The 16,319-nt window shown below is 56.7% G+C and carries 17 protein-coding genes; 13 read left to right on the top strand and 4 right to left on the bottom strand.

Going from position 1 to position 16,319, the window contains the following annotated elements:
• The first annotated feature begins 96 nt into the window (after positions 1-96).
• A complete protein-coding gene (locus tag EDF81_RS16360; protein WP_123349220.1) occupies positions 97-2,118 on the top strand; it encodes an NADPH-dependent 2,4-dienoyl-CoA reductase in 2,022 nt (673 codons plus the stop codon).
• Here EDF81_RS16360 and rlmG read toward each other — a convergent pair.
• Entirely contained in the window at positions 2,115-3,251 is a 1,137-nt protein-coding gene (rlmG, locus tag EDF81_RS16355; RefSeq protein WP_123349219.1) for a 23S rRNA (guanine(1835)-N(2))-methyltransferase RlmG, read from the bottom strand. The genes EDF81_RS16360 and rlmG overlap by 4 nt on opposite strands.
• A gap of 85 nt (positions 3,252-3,336) precedes the next feature.
• Between rlmG and EDF81_RS16350 the strand changes: the two genes are divergently transcribed.
• From EDF81_RS16350 to sstT, 3 genes are all read left to right on the top strand, one after another.
• Entirely contained in the window at positions 3,337-3,840 is a 504-nt protein-coding gene (locus EDF81_RS16350) for a M48 family metallopeptidase (RefSeq protein ID WP_123349218.1), read from the top strand.
• 69 nt (positions 3,841-3,909) lie between these two features.
• A complete protein-coding gene (locus EDF81_RS16345; protein WP_123349217.1) occupies positions 3,910-4,908 on the top strand; it encodes a Gfo/Idh/MocA family protein in 999 nt (332 codons plus the stop codon).
• A 232-nt stretch (positions 4,909-5,140) separates the two neighbouring features.
• Positions 5,141-6,385, top strand: a complete 1,245-nt coding sequence (gene sstT / locus EDF81_RS16340) for a serine/threonine transporter SstT (protein WP_123349216.1) — start codon at positions 5,141-5,143, stop codon at positions 6,383-6,385.
• Positions 6,386-6,415: 30 nt separating this feature from the next.
• Here sstT and EDF81_RS16335 read toward each other — a convergent pair whose 3' ends face one another.
• The 3 genes from EDF81_RS16335 to uxaC all read right to left on the bottom strand — a co-directional run bounded on the left by EDF81_RS16335 (position 6,416) and on the right by uxaC (position 10,070).
• Positions 6,416-6,952, bottom strand: coding sequence for a YgjV family protein (locus EDF81_RS16335; RefSeq protein ID WP_123349215.1), 537 nt, complete (start codon positions 6,950-6,952; stop codon positions 6,416-6,418).
• 199 nt (positions 6,953-7,151) lie between these two features.
• The gene (locus EDF81_RS16330; RefSeq protein WP_123349214.1) at positions 7,152-8,639 is read right to left on the bottom strand and encodes a UxaA family hydrolase; all 1,488 of its coding nucleotides are present in this window, start codon (positions 8,637-8,639) and stop codon (positions 7,152-7,154) included.
• Positions 8,640-8,657: 18 nt separating this feature from the next.
• A complete protein-coding gene (uxaC, locus tag EDF81_RS16325) occupies positions 8,658-10,070 on the bottom strand; it encodes a glucuronate isomerase (protein ID WP_123349213.1) in 1,413 nt (470 codons plus the stop codon).
• Between the two features lie 476 nt (positions 10,071-10,546).
• On the opposite strand from uxaC, the gene EDF81_RS16320 reads away from it, so the two are divergent.
• The 9 genes from EDF81_RS16320 (at position 10,547) to EDF81_RS16280 (ending at position 16,312) form a co-directional block, all read left to right on the top strand.
• A complete protein-coding gene (locus EDF81_RS16320) occupies positions 10,547-11,848 on the top strand; it encodes an MFS transporter (RefSeq protein WP_123349212.1) in 1,302 nt (433 codons plus the stop codon).
• Positions 11,849-11,978: 130 nt separating this feature from the next.
• A complete protein-coding gene (gene exuR / locus EDF81_RS16315) occupies positions 11,979-12,755 on the top strand; it encodes a transcriptional regulator ExuR (protein ID WP_123349211.1) in 777 nt (258 codons plus the stop codon).
• 362 nt (positions 12,756-13,117) lie between these two features.
• A complete protein-coding gene (gene yqjA / locus EDF81_RS16310; RefSeq protein WP_123349210.1) occupies positions 13,118-13,780 on the top strand; it encodes a DedA family general envelope maintenance protein YqjA in 663 nt (220 codons plus the stop codon).
• Between the two features lie 2 nt (positions 13,781-13,782).
• Entirely contained in the window at positions 13,783-14,166 is a 384-nt protein-coding gene (mzrA, locus tag EDF81_RS16305) for an EnvZ/OmpR regulon moderator MzrA (RefSeq protein ID WP_123349209.1), read from the top strand.
• 150 nt (positions 14,167-14,316) lie between these two features.
• The gene (locus tag EDF81_RS16300; RefSeq protein ID WP_123349208.1) at positions 14,317-14,685 is read left to right on the top strand and encodes a DUF1090 domain-containing protein; all 369 of its coding nucleotides are present in this window, start codon (positions 14,317-14,319) and stop codon (positions 14,683-14,685) included.
• Between the two features lie 26 nt (positions 14,686-14,711).
• A complete protein-coding gene (locus tag EDF81_RS16295) occupies positions 14,712-15,014 on the top strand; it encodes a YqjD family protein (protein WP_123349207.1) in 303 nt (100 codons plus the stop codon).
• 2 nt (positions 15,015-15,016) lie between these two features.
• Complete coding sequence (locus tag EDF81_RS16290; protein WP_123349206.1) at positions 15,017-15,415, top strand: phage holin family protein; 399 nt, start codon at positions 15,017-15,019, stop codon at positions 15,413-15,415.
• Positions 15,412-15,708, top strand: a complete 297-nt coding sequence (locus EDF81_RS16285) for a YqjK-like family protein (protein ID WP_123349205.1) — start codon at positions 15,412-15,414, stop codon at positions 15,706-15,708. The genes EDF81_RS16290 and EDF81_RS16285 overlap by 4 nt, the downstream gene beginning before the upstream one ends.
• Before the next feature lie 211 nt (positions 15,709-15,919).
• The gene (locus EDF81_RS16280) at positions 15,920-16,312 is read left to right on the top strand and encodes a DoxX family protein (protein ID WP_184999572.1); all 393 of its coding nucleotides are present in this window, start codon (positions 15,920-15,922) and stop codon (positions 16,310-16,312) included.
• The last annotated feature ends 7 nt before the right edge of the window (positions 16,313-16,319 follow it).

The raw sequence follows: 16,319 nt of genomic DNA, 5'->3' as shown, positions 1-16,319 counted from the left end.
CACAATCATTCACTCCGCCTTTTCCCTTTTGCCCGCCGACGGCTAAATTAGTAACTCATCCGACCACATAACAATAATTTTACACTGGAAGAGAATATGAGCCGCTATCCGTCGCTTTTCGCCCCGCTGGATCTGGGTTTTACCACGTTGAAAAACCGCGTGCTGATGGGCTCGATGCACACCGGCCTTGAGGAGCATCCTCAGGGAGCGGAACGTCTTGCCGCCTTCTATGCCGAACGGGCTGCCAACGGCGTGGCGCTAATCGTCACCGGCGGCGTAGCCCCTTCTCTGTCCGGTGTGACCATGCCGGGCGGCGCGGTGCTGAATGACAGCGCCCAGCTCCCGCATCACCGGATCATTACCGATGCCGTCCACCAGCATGACGGGAAAATCGCCCTGCAAATCCTGCACACCGGCCGCTACAGCTATCAGCCGCATCTGGTCGCGCCCTCCGCGCTTCAGGCACCCATCAACCGCTTTGTCCCGCACGCCCTGAGCCACGATGAGATCCTGACGCTGATCGAAGACTTTGCCCGCTGCGCCGCGCTGGCGCAGGAAGCCGGCTATGACGGGGTGGAAGTGATGGGTTCGGAAGGCTATCTGATCAACGAGTTTCTTGCTGCGCGTACTAACCATCGCGACGACCAGTGGGGCGGCGACTATCAGCGCCGGATGCGCTTTGCGCTGGAGGTAGTGCGGGCCATTCGCGACCGGGTGGGCAACGATTTTATTATTATCTACCGCCTGTCGATGCTGGATCTGGTCGATGAGGGCGGCACCGTCGATGAAACCCTGACGCTGGCGCTGGCTATCGAAGCGGCCGGGGCAAGCATCATCAATACGGGCATCGGCTGGCACGAGGCGCGTATTCCCACCATCGCTACCGCCGTTCCGCGCGGTGCTTTTAGCTGGGTCACCCGTCGGCTGAAAGGCAAAATCCGGGTCCCGCTGGTCACTACTAACCGCATTAACGACCCGCAGGTGGCGGAAGATATTCTGGCCCGTGGCGATGCGGATATGGTGTCGATGGCGCGGCCTTTTCTGGCGGATGCGGCCCTGCTCTCGAAGGCGCAGAGCGGTCGGGCGGATGAGATCAACACCTGTATCGGCTGTAATCAGGCCTGCCTGGATCAGATTTTCGCAGGCCAGGTCACTTCCTGCCTGGTCAATCCCCGCGCCTGCCATGAAACCCTGATGCCCGTCGTGCCTACGCCGCGCAGCAAAAGCCTGGCGGTGGTCGGGGCCGGTCCCGCCGGGTTGGCCTTTGCGGTTAACGCCGCAGAGCGCGGCCATCGGGTGACCCTGTTTGATGCCGCCGCTGAGATCGGCGGCCAGTTCAATATCGCCCGGCAGATCCCGGGCAAAGAGGAGTTCAACGAAACCCTGCGCTACTACCGCAGGATGCTCGACGTGCTCGGCGTTGAGGTACGGCTGAACCAGTGGGTTTCCGCCCCGATGCTGGCGGAGTTTGATGAGACGATCCTCGCCTGTGGGATCGAACCCCGCCTGCCGCCGATCGCCGGGATCGATCACCCGAAGGTGCTGAGCTATCTCGATGTGCTGCGGGATAAAGTCCCGGTCGGCAAGCGGGTCGCCATTATCGGCAGCGGCGGCATTGGTTTTGATACCGCCATGTACCTGAGCCAGCCCGGCGACTCAACGCCCCAGAGCATCGCCGAATTTTGCGTGGAGTGGGGAATTGATACCAGCCTGAAATCCGCAGGTGGCCTGCGCCCGGAAGGCCCGCAGCGGGAAAAAAGCCCGCGACAGATCCTGATGCTGCAGCGTAAAACCAGCAAGCCGGGAGAAGGACTGGGGAAAACCACCGGCTGGATCCACCGCGCCACGCTGCTGGCTCGCGGGGTAAAAATGATCCCCGGCGTCAGCTATCAGCGGATCGACGATGAAGGCCTGCACGTTGAGATCGACGGTAAAGTTCAGGTGATAGCGGTCGATCATGTGGTGATCTGCGCCGGGCAGGAGCCGCGACAGGCGCTGGCAGAGCCGCTGCAAAACAGCGGTAAAAAGGTGCATTTAATTGGCGGCTGCGACGTGGCCATGGAGCTGGATGCCCGACGCGCTATCGCGCAGGGCACCCGTCTGGCGCTGGAGATTTAGCGGCGGCGGCCCAGTTTGACCGCCTTCAGCACGACAAACTTGCTGTTGGTGGCAACCGTGGTGCAGTTGCCGAAAATTTTCTTCAGCTTGTGGAAGTAATCCAGGTGGCGGTTAGCCACGATCACCAGCTCGCCGTTGATCTTCAGACAGCGGCGCGCATGGTGGAACATCTCCCACGCGACGCTATCGGTCAGCGCATGCTGCTGATGGAACGGCGGGTTACAGAGCACCGCGTTAAAGCGGAACGGCTCGACGCCGGAGAGCGCGTTGTTGATCATAAACTCGCAGCGATCCACCGCCTCCGGCATATTGGTTTCCACGTTGAGGCGGCTGGAGGCCACGGCCATCGGCGACTCATCAACGAACACCACGTTGGCTTCCGGGTTGCGTTCCAGCAGGGTCAGACCGACTACGCCGTTACCGCAGCCCAGATCGACGATTTCCCCTTCCAGGTTAGAAGGCAGATGCTCGATAAAGAAACGCGCGCCAATATCCAGGCCATTACGTGAGAAGACGTTGGCATGGTTATGAATGGTCCACGGCGTGCCTTCCAGTTTCCAGCTGTTGGTTTCGGGCGCATCGGCCAGCGCCGGAGCGGTATAGACGCAGTTAATCAGACGCGCTTTTTTCCACGCCAGCGTCGTCGTGGTCGTACCGAGTACTTTTTCAAACAGCTCAAGCGTTGAATTGTGTACGTCACGGGCTTTGGTGCCGCCGATAATCCGCGTCTCAGGCGTGACCACCTTGCGCAGCGCACGCAGCTGCTGTTCCAGCAGGGCCATGGTTTTCGGGATCTTAATTAACACCACCGCCGGCGCCTGCGGGTAGTCCGCCGTGCTCTCCAGGAAGCGCACGCTGGACTCGTCCAGCTCGTTATGGCGCAGGTTTTCACGGGTCGCCAGCTCGCTCAGGTAGGAGTCACCGATGCTGTAAGGCTTATGCTCCGCCAGCGCACAGGCCAGCGCGCCAAAGGCGTCGTTAAAAATCAGGACCGGGCCGCTGATTTCGGTATCGTCCAACTGTTGCAGCAGATAGTCATCTGCGGCTTCCCACGCCTGAAGTGGGTTTACATCATCCGTTTCAGGGAAACGTTTTAGCGTCAGTGAACGGAAACCGGTATCTGGTTGGCTCATCGGCCCTCCTGGGTGGTAAAATTCGCGAGTAATCCCCGTAATGGGGGCGAGAGTATACTCTTTTTAGCATCAAAGCGGGGCATTGATGAGCAATCTGATTTATCTCCAGGGCTACCCGGAGAATTTACTGGCCCAGGTGCAAACCCTGGTGGCAGAGCAGCGCTTAGGCGAAGTGCTGGAAAAGCGCTATCCCGATACCCACGACATCACCACTGATAAGGCGCTGTGGCAGTACACACAGGATCTGAAGAGTCAGTATCTGAAGAGCGCCTCGCCGATCAATAAGGTGATGTATGACAACAAGATCCGCGTGCTGAAAAACGCCCTTGGCCTGCATACGGCCATTTCACGCGTGCAGGGCGGCAAGTTAAAGGCGAAAGCCGAAATTCGCGTGGCGACCGTTTTTCGCCAGGCCCCGGAAGCCTTTCTGCGCATGATTGTGGTACATGAACTGGCGCACCTGAAAGAGAAAGATCATAGCAAAGCTTTCTATCAGCTCTGCTGCCATATGGAGCCGCAGTACCATCAGCTGGAGTTCGATACCCGCCTGTGGTTAACGCACCTTTCGCTAACCCGTTCTGCGCAATAGCGCACTGGAATTGTCATCATTGCGTGCTACATTGGCGAAAGGTTCCCTTTTTGGAGTACAGAGATCGGTATGATACGTTTCGCAGTCGTTGGCACGAACTGGATCACCCGCCAGTTTGTCGATGCCGCCCATGAAACCGGCAAATATAAACTCACCGCCGTTTATTCTCGCAGCCTTGAACAGGCGCAAAGCTTCGCCAGCGACTACCCGGTCGATCATCTGTTTACCTCTCTGGATGAACTGGCCCAAAGCGACGACGTTGATGCGGTGTATATTGCCAGCCCGAACTCCCTGCACTTCCCGCAAACACGCCTCTTCTTACAGCATAAGAAGCATGTGATCTGCGAAAAACCGCTGGCCTCAAACCTGCGTGAAGTCGAAGAAGCCATCGCCTGCGCACGCGAAAACCAGGTGGTGCTGTTCGAAGCCTTTAAAACCGCCAGCCTGCCGAATTTCCTGCTGCTCCAGCAGTCCCTGAGCAAAGTGGGCAAGCTGCGGAAAGCCTTTATCAATTACTGCCAGTACTCTTCGCGCTATCAGCGCTACCTGGACGGCGAAAACCCGAATACCTTTAACCCGGCCTTCTCCAACGGCTCGATTATGGATATCGGTTTTTACTGCCTCGCCTCCGCCGTCGCCCTGTGGGGCGAACCGCATTCCGTCAGCGCCACTGCCGGCCTGCTGGAGAGCGGCGTGGACGCCCACGGTACGGTGGTGATGAACTACGGCGATTTCGACGTGACCCTGCATCACTCCAAGGTGAGCGAGTCGGTCCAGCCAAGTGAAATCCAGGGCGAAGCCGGTTCGCTGGTGGTCGAGAAGATCTCCGAGTGCCATAAAGTCTGCTTTATTCCGCGCGGCGGCAAATCTCAGGATCTCACCCAGCCTCAGCACATCAATACGATGCTCTATGAAGCAGAGGTCTTCGCCCGTCTGGTTGAAGAGAAGGAAGTGAATCATCCGGGGCTCACCGTCAGCCGTATCACCGCCAAACTGCAGACGGAAATCCGTCGCCAGGTTGGGGTGAAATTCCCGGCGGATGACGTTAGCGAGCAGGTTCCCGCCTAAAACCGTTTAACGTGCCAGGAGGCAGCTCGCCTGTCTCCTGGCACTCGTTTCCCTCTGCCCCACCCTTTGCATACCGCCGGAAAACGCGATCTTTACGAAAGAATCGGTATTTTGCGCTTCCCCATCGCACTGCTATCCCTATACTCGTCCGGGCAAACACTTTTTCCGGTAAACCATGTGCCATCAGAGCGCGGTGCCGGAACGGAACGACACATATCTCGGGAATAATTGAATGACCATGCAATCCTCTTCTGCAGGACTTCTCCGCCGTCTGGCGCAGGGAAGCCTGGTAAAACAAATCCTTATTGGCCTGGTGCTGGGTATTTTACTGGCGCTGGTGTCAAAACCGGCGGCAATCGCCACCGGACTGCTGGGCACGCTGTTTGTCGGCGCGCTGAAAGCCGTGGCGCCGGTACTGGTGCTGACGCTGGTCATGGCGTCCATCGCCAGCCATCAGCACGGGCAGAAAACCAATATCCGGCCCATTCTGTGGCTCTATCTGTTTGGCACCTTCTCCGCCGCCTTAACCGCCGTCGCGGCCGGGTTTCTGTTCCCGTCCACGCTGCAGCTGACGACCGGTGCAGAAGGCATTACGCCGCCGTCCGGTATTGTGGCCGTGATGCATGGGCTGCTGACCAGCATTGTGTCAAACCCGATCGCGGCGCTGATGGACGCCAATTATATCGGGATCCTGGTCTGGGCCGTGGGCCTGGGCTTCGCCTTCCGCCATTCTGCCGACAGCACAAAACAGATGGTGAATGACCTGTCCGACGCGGTGACCTTTATCGTGAAGGTGGTGATCCGCTTTGCGCCGATTGGCATCTTTGGTCTGGTGTCATCCACCCTGGCGACCACCGGCTTCTCGGCGCTGTGGGGCTACGCCCATCTTCTGCTGGTGCTGATTGGCTGCATGGTGGTAGTGGCGCTGGTGATTAATCCGCTGCTGGTGTTTATCCATATTCGCCGCAACCCCTACCCGCTGGTGCTCTCCTGCCTGCGCGAAAGCGGCGTGACCGCCTTCTTCACCCGCAGCTCGGCGGCCAATATTCCGGTCAACCTCGCCCTGTGTGAAAAACTGAACCTCGACCGCGATACCTACTCGGTCTCGATTCCGCTGGGTGCGACGGTCAATATGGCCGGTGCTGCCATCACCATTACCGTGCTGACCCTGGCGGCGGTACATACTCTGGGGATTGCGGTGGATCTGCCGACGGCGCTGCTGCTGAGCGTCGTGGCCTCTCTGTGCGCCTGCGGCGCATCCGGGGTGGCGGGCGGTTCCCTGCTGCTGATCCCGCTGGCCTGTAATATGTTTGGGATCCCGAACGAGATTGCCATGCAGGTGGTGGCGGTCGGCTTTATTATCGGCGTTCTGCAGGACTCCTGCGAAACCGCGATTAACTCCTCCACCGACGTGATGTTTACCGCCGCCGTCTGTCAGGCGGAAGACGCCCGACTGGCGAAACAATCCGCGGCGTAATGCTGAAACCCTCCGCCGCTGCGCGGAGGGTTAATTCTGCTGTGTCTTCTCGACCTTAAACGGATCGATTCCACGCTTCTGCATCCGCCAGAAACGTATAATCGTCAGTCCGTTCATCACCAGAAAACTGCCCTCAATCAGCGAACCGCCAATCGAACCCAGCCACAGGTTATGCGCCACCCAGCAGCCGGTGGAGCACCAGATCACAATGCGCGTGGTCAGGCCGGTGCAGCGGAATAGCGCCCAGGTGCTGACGATGGTGCCGATCACCGGCAGCAGCTCCATAGGATGCTGAAACTTCGCGATCCCCAGCCCGCCGGTCAGGACGATAAACAGCGTCATCACCCACAGGCTGCGGGTACGCAGGGTTATCAGGGTGCGGACCGAGTTAAGCATGGCGCTGGAACCCGCGGGCCAGGCGCCCATCAGGAAGAAATGCACGCCGATAATGGCGCTGTAGACGGAGAGCTGCTTTTTGAAACGCCGCTCATCGCGGTTGATAAAGGTCGTGATGCCCACCAAAAAGGCAATCACTCCCACGCCCTGGGCAAGCCAATACGCGGTCATGGAAAATCCCTGTCGATAGCATAAAAAGAAACGGCGCTTCAGGAGAGGAAGCGCCGTGTTGTTTCTCTTACCCATTTACCCAAAGATTTTGTGCCAGGGCAAGGCGGCAAGCTCATGAGTCCCCGGGAGCTTACACAAGTAAGTGACCGGGGTGAATGAGCGCAGCCAACACAGCCATGGTGCAAAAGCTGCCGGGTAATTAGAGGGTAACGCCGCTTTTGAAGATGGCGAGCTCGCGGAAATCGTTACGTTCGTTACAGGTCTTCTTACCGTTGGCGAAATCAACAATGGTATCGACAAACTCATCCAGCAGTTGCGGCATCGCTTTGCCGTGGATAAGCTGACCGGCGTCGAAGTCAATCCAGTGTTTTTTCTTCGCCGCCAGTTCGCTGTTGGTGGCGATTTTCACCGTCGGCACAAAGCCGCCGTAAGGCGTACCGCGACCGGTACTGAACAGCACCATATGACAGCCCGCACCGGCCAGGGCGCTGGTGGCAACGGCATCGTTACCCGGCGCGCTCAGCAGATTCAGACCGTGGGTTTTCAGACGCTCACCGTAGCGCAGGACATCCACCACCTGGCTGGAACCCGCTTTCTGGGTACAGCCGAGGGATTTATCTTCCAGAGTGGTAATGCCGCCCGCTTTGTTACCCGGAGACGGGTTCTCGTAGATCGGCTGATTATGGGCAATGAAGTACTGCTTGAAGTCATTGACCATGGTCACCAGCTTGTCGAAGGTGGCCTCGTCGCGGCAGTGGCTCATCAGCAGCTGCTCGGCACCGAACATTTCCGGCACTTCGGTCAGCACGGTGGTCCCGCCGTTGGCAATCATAAAGTCCGAGAAGCGACCCAGCATCGGGTTGGCGGTGATACCGGACAGGCCGTCAGACCCGCCGCACTCCAGACCAAACTTCAGCTCGCTCAGTTTACCCGGCACGCGCTTATCGTGACGCATCACCTCATACAGCTGGTGCAGCTGCTCAAGACCCGCTTCCACTTCATCGTCCTGATGCTGACAAATCATAAAGTGAACGCGATCCGGGTCAAAATCTCCCAGGGTTTCACGGAAGGCGTCAACCTGGTTGTTTTCACAGCCCAGGCCAATCACCAGCACCGCACCGGCGTTAGGGTGACGCACCATATTTTGCAGCATAGTGCGCGTATTAACGTGGTCATCACCCAGCTGCGAACAGCCGTAGGTGTGGCTGAACAGGAAGACACCGTCGGTGCCTTCCGCGTCGTTGGTTTCTTTCAGGAAACGGGTCTGGATCTGTCGGGCGATACCGTTCACGCAGCCTACCGTTGGCAGGATCCACAGTTCGTTACGCACCCCGACTTCACCGCTGGCGCGGCGGTAGATCTCAATATCGCGATCCGCCGGCTGCGCCACGTCGGCCTGAAAATCAGGTTGATAGCTATACTCGTCCAGATCGCTAAGATTGGTCCGCGTGTTGTGGGCATGAATATGCTCCCCTGCCGCAACATCCGCCAGCGTATGTCCAATCGGCAAACCGTACTTAATGACGTTTTCACCCTTCGCGACCGGCTGCAGGGCAAACTTATGCCCGCGCACCACGTCCGACAGCAGCGTGACCGTCTGGCCGTCAATCGTCACCTCGGTACCGGCGGCAATATCAGCCAGCGCGACCGCGACGTTGTCCAGCGAATGGATCTTGATGTATTGCATATCAACCAACCTCAGGGCTTAGTTCAGTTCAATGGCGAAGTAGTCACGCGCATTGTTAAAGCAAATATTTCTTACCATCTCACCCAGCAGCTGAATATCCGCCGGTGCTTCACCCGCAGCCACCCAGCGGCCGATCATCTGGCACAGAATGCGACGGAAGTATTCGTGACGGGTGTAGGAGAGGAAGCTGCGGCTGTCGGTCAGCATGCCCACAAAACGGCTCAGCAGGCCGAGCTGCGCCAGCTGGTTCATCTGACGTTCCATACCGTCTTTCTGGTCGTTAAACCACCAGCCGGAGCCGAACTGCATTTTGCCCGGCATCCCTTCACCCTGGAAGTTACCGATCATGGTGCCCAGCACTTCGTTATCACGCGGGTTCAGGCAGTAAAGGATGGTTTTCGGCAGCAGATTTTCTTCGTTCTGTTTGCTCAGCAGTTTTGACAGCTCTTCCGCCAGCGGGCGGTCGTTGATGGAGTCAAAACCGACGTCCGGCCCCAGCAGTTTGAACTGGCGCAGGTTGTTATTACGCAGCGCGCCGATGTGATACTGCTGTACCCATTCGCGACGGGCATATTCCGCACCGAGGAAGACCAGCACCGCCGTTTTGAACTGCGCCACTTCGTGTTCGCTCAGGGTGGCACCGCTCAGGCGACGCGCCAGGATGCTGTCCAGCTCGCTTTCGCTGGCTTCGGCAAACAGCACGACGTCCAGCGCGTGGTCGGAGACTTTACAGCCGTGAGCGGCAAAGTGATCCAGACGTTTGGTCAGGGCAGTCTGCAGGTCGGCAAAACGACGAATCTCGGTATCGGAGACTTCGCCCAGCTTCGCCATATAGTCGTTAAAGGTCGCCTGCTCGATATTGAAGGCTTTATCCGGGCGCCAGCTCGGCAGCACTTTCACGCTGAAGCTGGTGTCTTTCGCCACGGCAGCGTGGTGCTCCAGGGAGTCGATCGGATCGTCGGTGGTGCCGACCATTTTGACGTTCATCTGCTGCATGATGCCGCGTGCAGAGAATTTATCCTGCGCCAGCAGCTCGTTACATTCGGTCCAGATTTCACCCGCCGTAGACGGCGACAGCAGCTTACCTGTAATACCAAAAGGACGACGCAGCTCAAGATGAGTCCAGTGGTATAACGGGTTACCAATAGTGTGCGGAACCGTGGCGGCCCAGGCGTCGAACTTCTCACGGTCGCTGGCATCACCGGTACACAGCTTCTCAGCCACGCCGTTAGTACGCATCGCACGCCACTTATAGTGGTCACCTTTCAGCCAGATGTCATACAGGTTTTTAAAGCGGTAGTTTTCTGCGATCTGCTGCGGCGGCAGATGGCAGTGATAGTCAAAAATCGGCTGGTCTTTTGCGTAGTCGTGGTACAGACGGCGGGCAAATTCGGTATCCAGCAGGAAATCTTCAGTCATAAACGGCGTCATAATCAGTCTTCCTCTTTACGAGTGCATGAATGCTTATTTTTAATGGTGTCAAAGTTATCACACCAATTTCCACAGACTGAAGATATTTTCGTGAGTTAGATCAATAAAACCCAACTTAAAGATCGACGCCGAATAAACAAACAAACCGCCAAACCGCGCCACCACTGGCTTCTTCAACGAAAAATAATGACCACACTAAGAAAAGAGCTTTTGTGACACAACTCACCTTTTAAAGTTGTATGACAAGTTATCTTGCCTGCCGTCGCAAAACACATGCCGACGGAATGCATTACCGGTGTTACAGACATCGGATTTACCGGTACGGATACCGATTACCTGTTGAAGGTTTGAATTGGCAAGGATCGGGGTCGTACCGGGATTTTTCCCGTACGACCTCCCGTTACTGAACAACACCACCCTGCGGGGTGAGATGTCACCGCCTTAACGGCGGATATAACATAACGATGAGGTTTTACATGCGTAAAATTAAAGGGTTACGTTGGTATATGATAGGCCTGGTGACGCTGGGTACCGTACTGGGTTACCTGACGCGTAACACGGTCGCGGCAGCGGCTCCGACGCTGATGGAAGAGCTGCATATCTCCACGCAGCAATACTCCTATATTATCGCCGCCTACTCAGCGGCTTACACCATCATGCAGCCAGTTGCCGGCTACGTTCTCGATATTCTCGGTACCAAAATTGGCTACGCCTTCTTCGCCGTCGCCTGGGCTGTCTTCTGCGGCGCAACCGCGCTGGCGGGAAGCTGGGGTGGTCTGGCGCTGGCGCGTGGTGCGGTCGGTGCAGCAGAAGCCGCGATGATCCCTGCGGGTCTGAAGGCCAGCTCCGAATGGTTCCCGGCGAAAGAGCGCTCTATCGCCGTCGGCTACTTTAACGTCGGCTCCTCTATCGGTGCCATGATTGCGCCGCCGCTGGTCGTGTGGGCTATCGTGATGCACAGCTGGCAGATGGCCTTCATCATTTCCGGCGTGCTGAGCTTCGTCTGGGCAATGGCGTGGCTGATCTTCTACAAACACCCGCGCGACCAGAAAAAGCTGACCGAAGAAGAACGCGACTACATTATCAACGGTCAGGAATCTCAGCATCAGACCAATAACGGCAAGAAAATGTCCCCGTGGCAGATCCTTGGCACCCGTCAGTTCTGGGGTATCGCGCTGCCGCGTTTCCTGGCTGAACCAGCCTGGGGTACCTTTAACGCCTGGATCCCGCTGTTCATGTTTAAAGTCTACGGCTTTAACCTGAAAGAGATCGCCATGTTCGCCTGGATGCCGATGCTGTTTGCCGACCTCGGCTGTATCGTAGGTGGCTACCTGCCGCCGCTGTTCCAGCGCTGGTTCGGCGTTAACCTGATTGTCTCCCGTAAAATGGTTGTCACCATGGGCGCGCTGCTGATGATTGGCCCAGGCATGATTGGTCTGTTCACCAGCCCGTATATCGCTATCGCCCTGCTGTGCGTCGGTGGTTTTGCCCACCAGTCCCTGTCCGGTGCGCTGATCACGCTATCCTCAGACGTCTTCGGTCGTAACGAAGTGGCGACGGCTAACGGTCTGACCGGCATGGCGGCCTGGATGGCCAGCACCATGTTCGCTCTGGTGGTGGGTGCTCTGGCCGATACCATCGGCTTCAGCCCGCTGTTCGCGGTACTGGCGGTCTTTGACCTGCTGGGTGCCCTGGTGATCTGGACCGTGCTGAAGAACAAAACCGCCGAGGAAGTGGAGCGAGAACACTCCATAGGTGGACCCGCAGCGCAAAGTTAGCAACCGCTAAATCACGCTCGTTCGTACAGAAGCCGCCCACTCAGGGCGGCTTTTTGCGCTGTTGTGTGGTGGGGAACTCGTAAAAGTGGTATAACAAATACAATGTGCCTTACCCCTGCCTGGAGCGTATATGGAAATCACCGAATCTCGTCGTCTGTATCAACAGCTGGCTGCTGACCTTAAGCAGCGCATAGAGCAGGGCGTTTATTTGGTGGGGGACAAGCTTCCGGCCGAGCGTTTTATTGCCGATGAGAAAAGCGTCAGCCGCACCGTGGTCCGCGAAGCGATTATTATGCTGGAAGTGGAAGGCTACGTTGAAGTACGCAAAGGATCGGGCATTCACGTTATCGCCAGCCAGCCGAAATACCATCAGGTCCCGGATGAGTCTCTGGAGTTTGCCAACTACGGTCCGTTTGAACTTCTGCAGGCTCGCCAGCTGATTGAGAGCAATATTGCCGAGTTCGCGGCCACCCAGGTGACCAAGCAGGACATCATGAAACTGATGGAAATCCAGGAGCAGGCGCGCCAGGAGAAATGCTTCCGCGATTCTCAGTGGGATTTGCAGTTCCATGTTCAGGTCGCGCTGGCAACGCAAAATACGGCTCTGGCCGCAATTGTGGAAAAAATGTGGACTCAGCGCGTTCATAACCCGTACTGGAAGAAACTGCACGATCATATCGATTTGCGCACCGTGGATAACTGGTGTGACGATCACGACCAAATCCTTAAGGCATTGATTCGTAAAGACCCGCACGCGGCCAAGCTGGCCATGTGGCAGCATCTGGAAAACACCAAGCTGATGCTGTTTAACGAAACCAGCGATGACTTCGAATTCAATGCTGACCGCTATTTGTTTGCTGATAATCCGGTGGTTCACCTCGATACCGCTTCCGGCAGCGGGAAATAACATCCCGCTCCTCTTCAGACGGCAGACCACGCGTCTGCCGCTGCGTTAAGGGTAAGCAAAACGTATATAGTGTCAGCGTTTGTAAATACCCTCGCCTCTCTCTCCATTGATCAGCAAAATCATTGCCAACAACGCGCAAAATCTGTGACGCAGAACATGCGCCTTTGTTACAATTGGATGCATTTTGCCCTGGTGAGTTAGTGATTACTCACTACTTTTTGAAAGCCGCGGCTTTCTTTGCATGGATTATTCAGGCCACGCCTGTGTGCCCGCCAGTGAACATAAACAAAATCAGTAAAAAATGTTACTGCGCAGCACCGTCCGCACAGGCGCGATGTCAACCGAAGTACCAGGAATAGCCAATGGAACTTTTTACGCAGTTAATTAATGCCCTGTGGAGCCAGGATTTCGAAACCCTGGCGAATCCCTCGATGATTGGCATGCTCTATTTTGTCCTGTTTATGATTCTGTTCCTTGAGAACGGTCTGCTGCCGGCCGCCTTTTTACCGGGCGACAGCCTGCTGGTGCTGGTCGGCGTACTGATCGCCAAAGGCGCCATGAGCTTCCCGCTGACGCTGTTTCTGCTCACCTCGGCCGCCAGCCTCGGCTGCTGGCTGAGCTATATCCAGGGACGATGGCTGGGCAATACCCGGATTGTGCAAAACTGGCTGTCGCATCTCCCGGCGCACTATCACCAGCGCGCCCATCATCTCTTCCATAAGCACGGGCTTTCCGCCCTGCTGGTGGGCCGTTTTATTGCCTTTGTCCGCACGCTGCTGCCGACCATCGCAGGGCTTTCCGGTCTGAACAACGCCCGCTTCCAGTTCTTCAACTGGATGAGCGGACTGCTGTGGGTGCTGATCCTCACCAGCCTCGGCTACCTGCTGGGTAAAACGCCGGTCTTTCTCAAGTATGAGGACGCGCTGATGTCCTGTCTGATGCTGCTGCCGGTCGTGCTGCTGGTTATCGGCCTGGCCGGCTCGCTGGTGGTGGTGTTGAAGAAAAAATACGGAAACCGGGGGTGAATATGGAAATGAACAACCGTGCACGACGTCGTGTGTTCGCAGGGTTTACCCTGCTGATCCTGATGATGGCCGCCGCTTATCTGTGGGCGACGCTGCGGCAGAATGAGTCGACGCTGGCCATTCGTCCGGCCGCTCAGGGGACCAGTATCCCGGATGGTTTTTCTATCTGGCACCATCTCGACGCTAACGGCATCCGCTTTAAAAGCATTACGCCGGAGAATAACTCTCTGCTGATTAAATTTGACTCCAGCGCCCAGAGCGCGGCGGCAAAAGAAGTGCTGGATCGCTCTCTGCCATCCGGCTATATCATTGCCCAGCAGGATGACGATAGCCAGGCCACGATCTGGCTATCCCGTCTGCGCGACACCTCCCACAGATTCGGCTGATTTTTTCCAGGATTCTGAATCTGTTCACTAATTCTGGTGATTCCGCATTACTTAACTATGATTGAGTGTGCGGACGCCAGAAACATCGTTCTGCAAACGGAATCGACTGCATCGTCGTGATGCATTTACCACACAAAGGAAGGTTCAATTATGAAATACCGCATCGTTATGGCCCTGGCCTGTTTATCCCTGAGTTCCGCCGCCTTTTCCGCTACGCTGTGCCAGCAGAAAGAGCAGGATATTCAACGGGAAATCAGCCATGCAGAAAAGCATAACAACCAGTACCGCCTTAGCGGCCTGAACAAAGCCCTCAGCGAAGTGAAAGACCACTGTACTGACGAGAAGCTTAAAGCCGATCATCAGAAGAAAATCGCTGAACAGCACGATGAGATCGCCGAGCGTCAGCGCGATCTGGCTGAAGCCCAGGCCAAGGGTGATGCGGATAAAATCGCCACTCGCGAACGTAAACTCGCCGAAGCGCATGAAGAGCTGAAAGCGCTGGAGTCTCGTGAATACTGATTAATCGATAGTCCCTGGAGGGAAGTATGTCTAAAGATAACGCCGACCATCTGCGCGCTGAGTTGAAGTCACTGACGGACACCCTGGAAGAAGTTCTGAGTTCCTCCGGTGAAAAATCGAAAGAAGAGCTGGGGAAAATTCGCAGCAAAGCTGAACATGCGCTGAAAGAGAGCCGCGCCCGCCTGGGTGAAACCGGCGATATTATCTCTCGTCAGACCCGTGAAGCTGCCGCACATGCTGACAAGTACGTGCGTGACAATCCGTGGACGGGCGTGGGTATCGGTGCCGCCGTAGGCGTCGTGCTGGGCGTTCTTCTGTCGCGTCGCTGATTATGGCTGATTCTCGTCACGCACAGGGTCCAGGCAAAAGCGTCTTTGGTATCGGCCAGCGTATCGTCACCATCATTGTCGATATGGTCGAGACCCGTCTGCGGCTGGCGGTAGTCGAGCTGGAAGAAGAGAAAGCCAATATCTTCCAGCTACTATTGATGCTCGGCATGACCATGCTGTTTGCCGCCTTCGGTCTGATGAGCCTGATGGTGCTGGTTATCTGGGCCGTCGACGCGCAGTATCGGCTTAATGCGATGATCGCCACCACCGTGGTACTGCTGGTGCTGGCGCTGATTGGCGGGCTGATGACGCTGCGCAGGGCCAGACGTTCCACCCTGCTACGCCATACCCGGCAGGAGCTGGCCAACGACAAAGATTTGCTGCGGGACGACGAACCGTGAGCAGCCGCCAGGAACGTGAACGCCGTAAGGCGAGGCTGCTGAGCGAGATCCAGCAGCAGAGGCTGGATCTCTCCGCCAGCCGACGGGACTGGCTCACCGCGACCGGCGCCTACGATCGCGGCTGGAGTGCGCTACAAAGCCTGCGCTCCTGGGCCGTGGTTGGCAGCAGCGTGATGGCGCTGTGGAGTATTCGCCATCCCAATATGCTGATGCGCTGGGCCAAACGCGGACTCAGCGCATGGAGCGTCTGGCGACTGGTGAAAAACACCCTGCAGCCACCGTCATCCCGTTAATCTCCTGCTCCTGAAACGCCCGCTCGCGGGCGTTTTTTTATTTCTCTCCGTCGCTTACTCAGATTCTTTGAAGAAGATTGACAGTTTTCCTTGCTAACAATCCGTCATCGCCGCGCTTATGATGCTCTCCATCGACAGCAAACACGCGGCATCCGCCGGTAATTGCACGAAAAATCTAACCTGCAACCTTTGTGGTGCCTCGGAGAGTAAAATGAAAAAATTAGAAGATGTTGGTTTACTGGTAGCACGTATCCTGATGCCTATCCTGTTCATCACTGCAGGCTGGGGCAAAATTGGCGGTTATGCAGGAACTCAGCAGTATATGGAATCGATGGGCGTCCCGGGATTCCTGCTGCCGCTGACCATTCTGCTTGAGCTGGGCGGCGGTCTGGCCATTCTGTTCGGTTTCCTGACCCGTACGACCGCGCTGTTCACCGCGGGCTTCACCGTGCTGACCGCGCTGCTGTTCCACAGCAACTTTGCTGAAGGTATGAACTCAATGATGTTCATGAAAAACCTGAGCATCGCCGGCGGTTTCCTGGTACTGGGTATCAGCGGTCCGGGCGCATTCAGTATTGACCGTCTGCTGAATAAAAAGTGGTAACACCGCT

It is taken from the genome of Enterobacter sp. BIGb0383 (assembly GCF_003751845.1).
Classification (GTDB): Bacteria; Pseudomonadota; Gammaproteobacteria; order Enterobacterales; family Enterobacteriaceae; genus BIGb0383.
The sequence above is the reverse complement of the archived record's forward strand: the minus strand, read 5'-3'. Positions and strand labels throughout refer to the sequence as shown.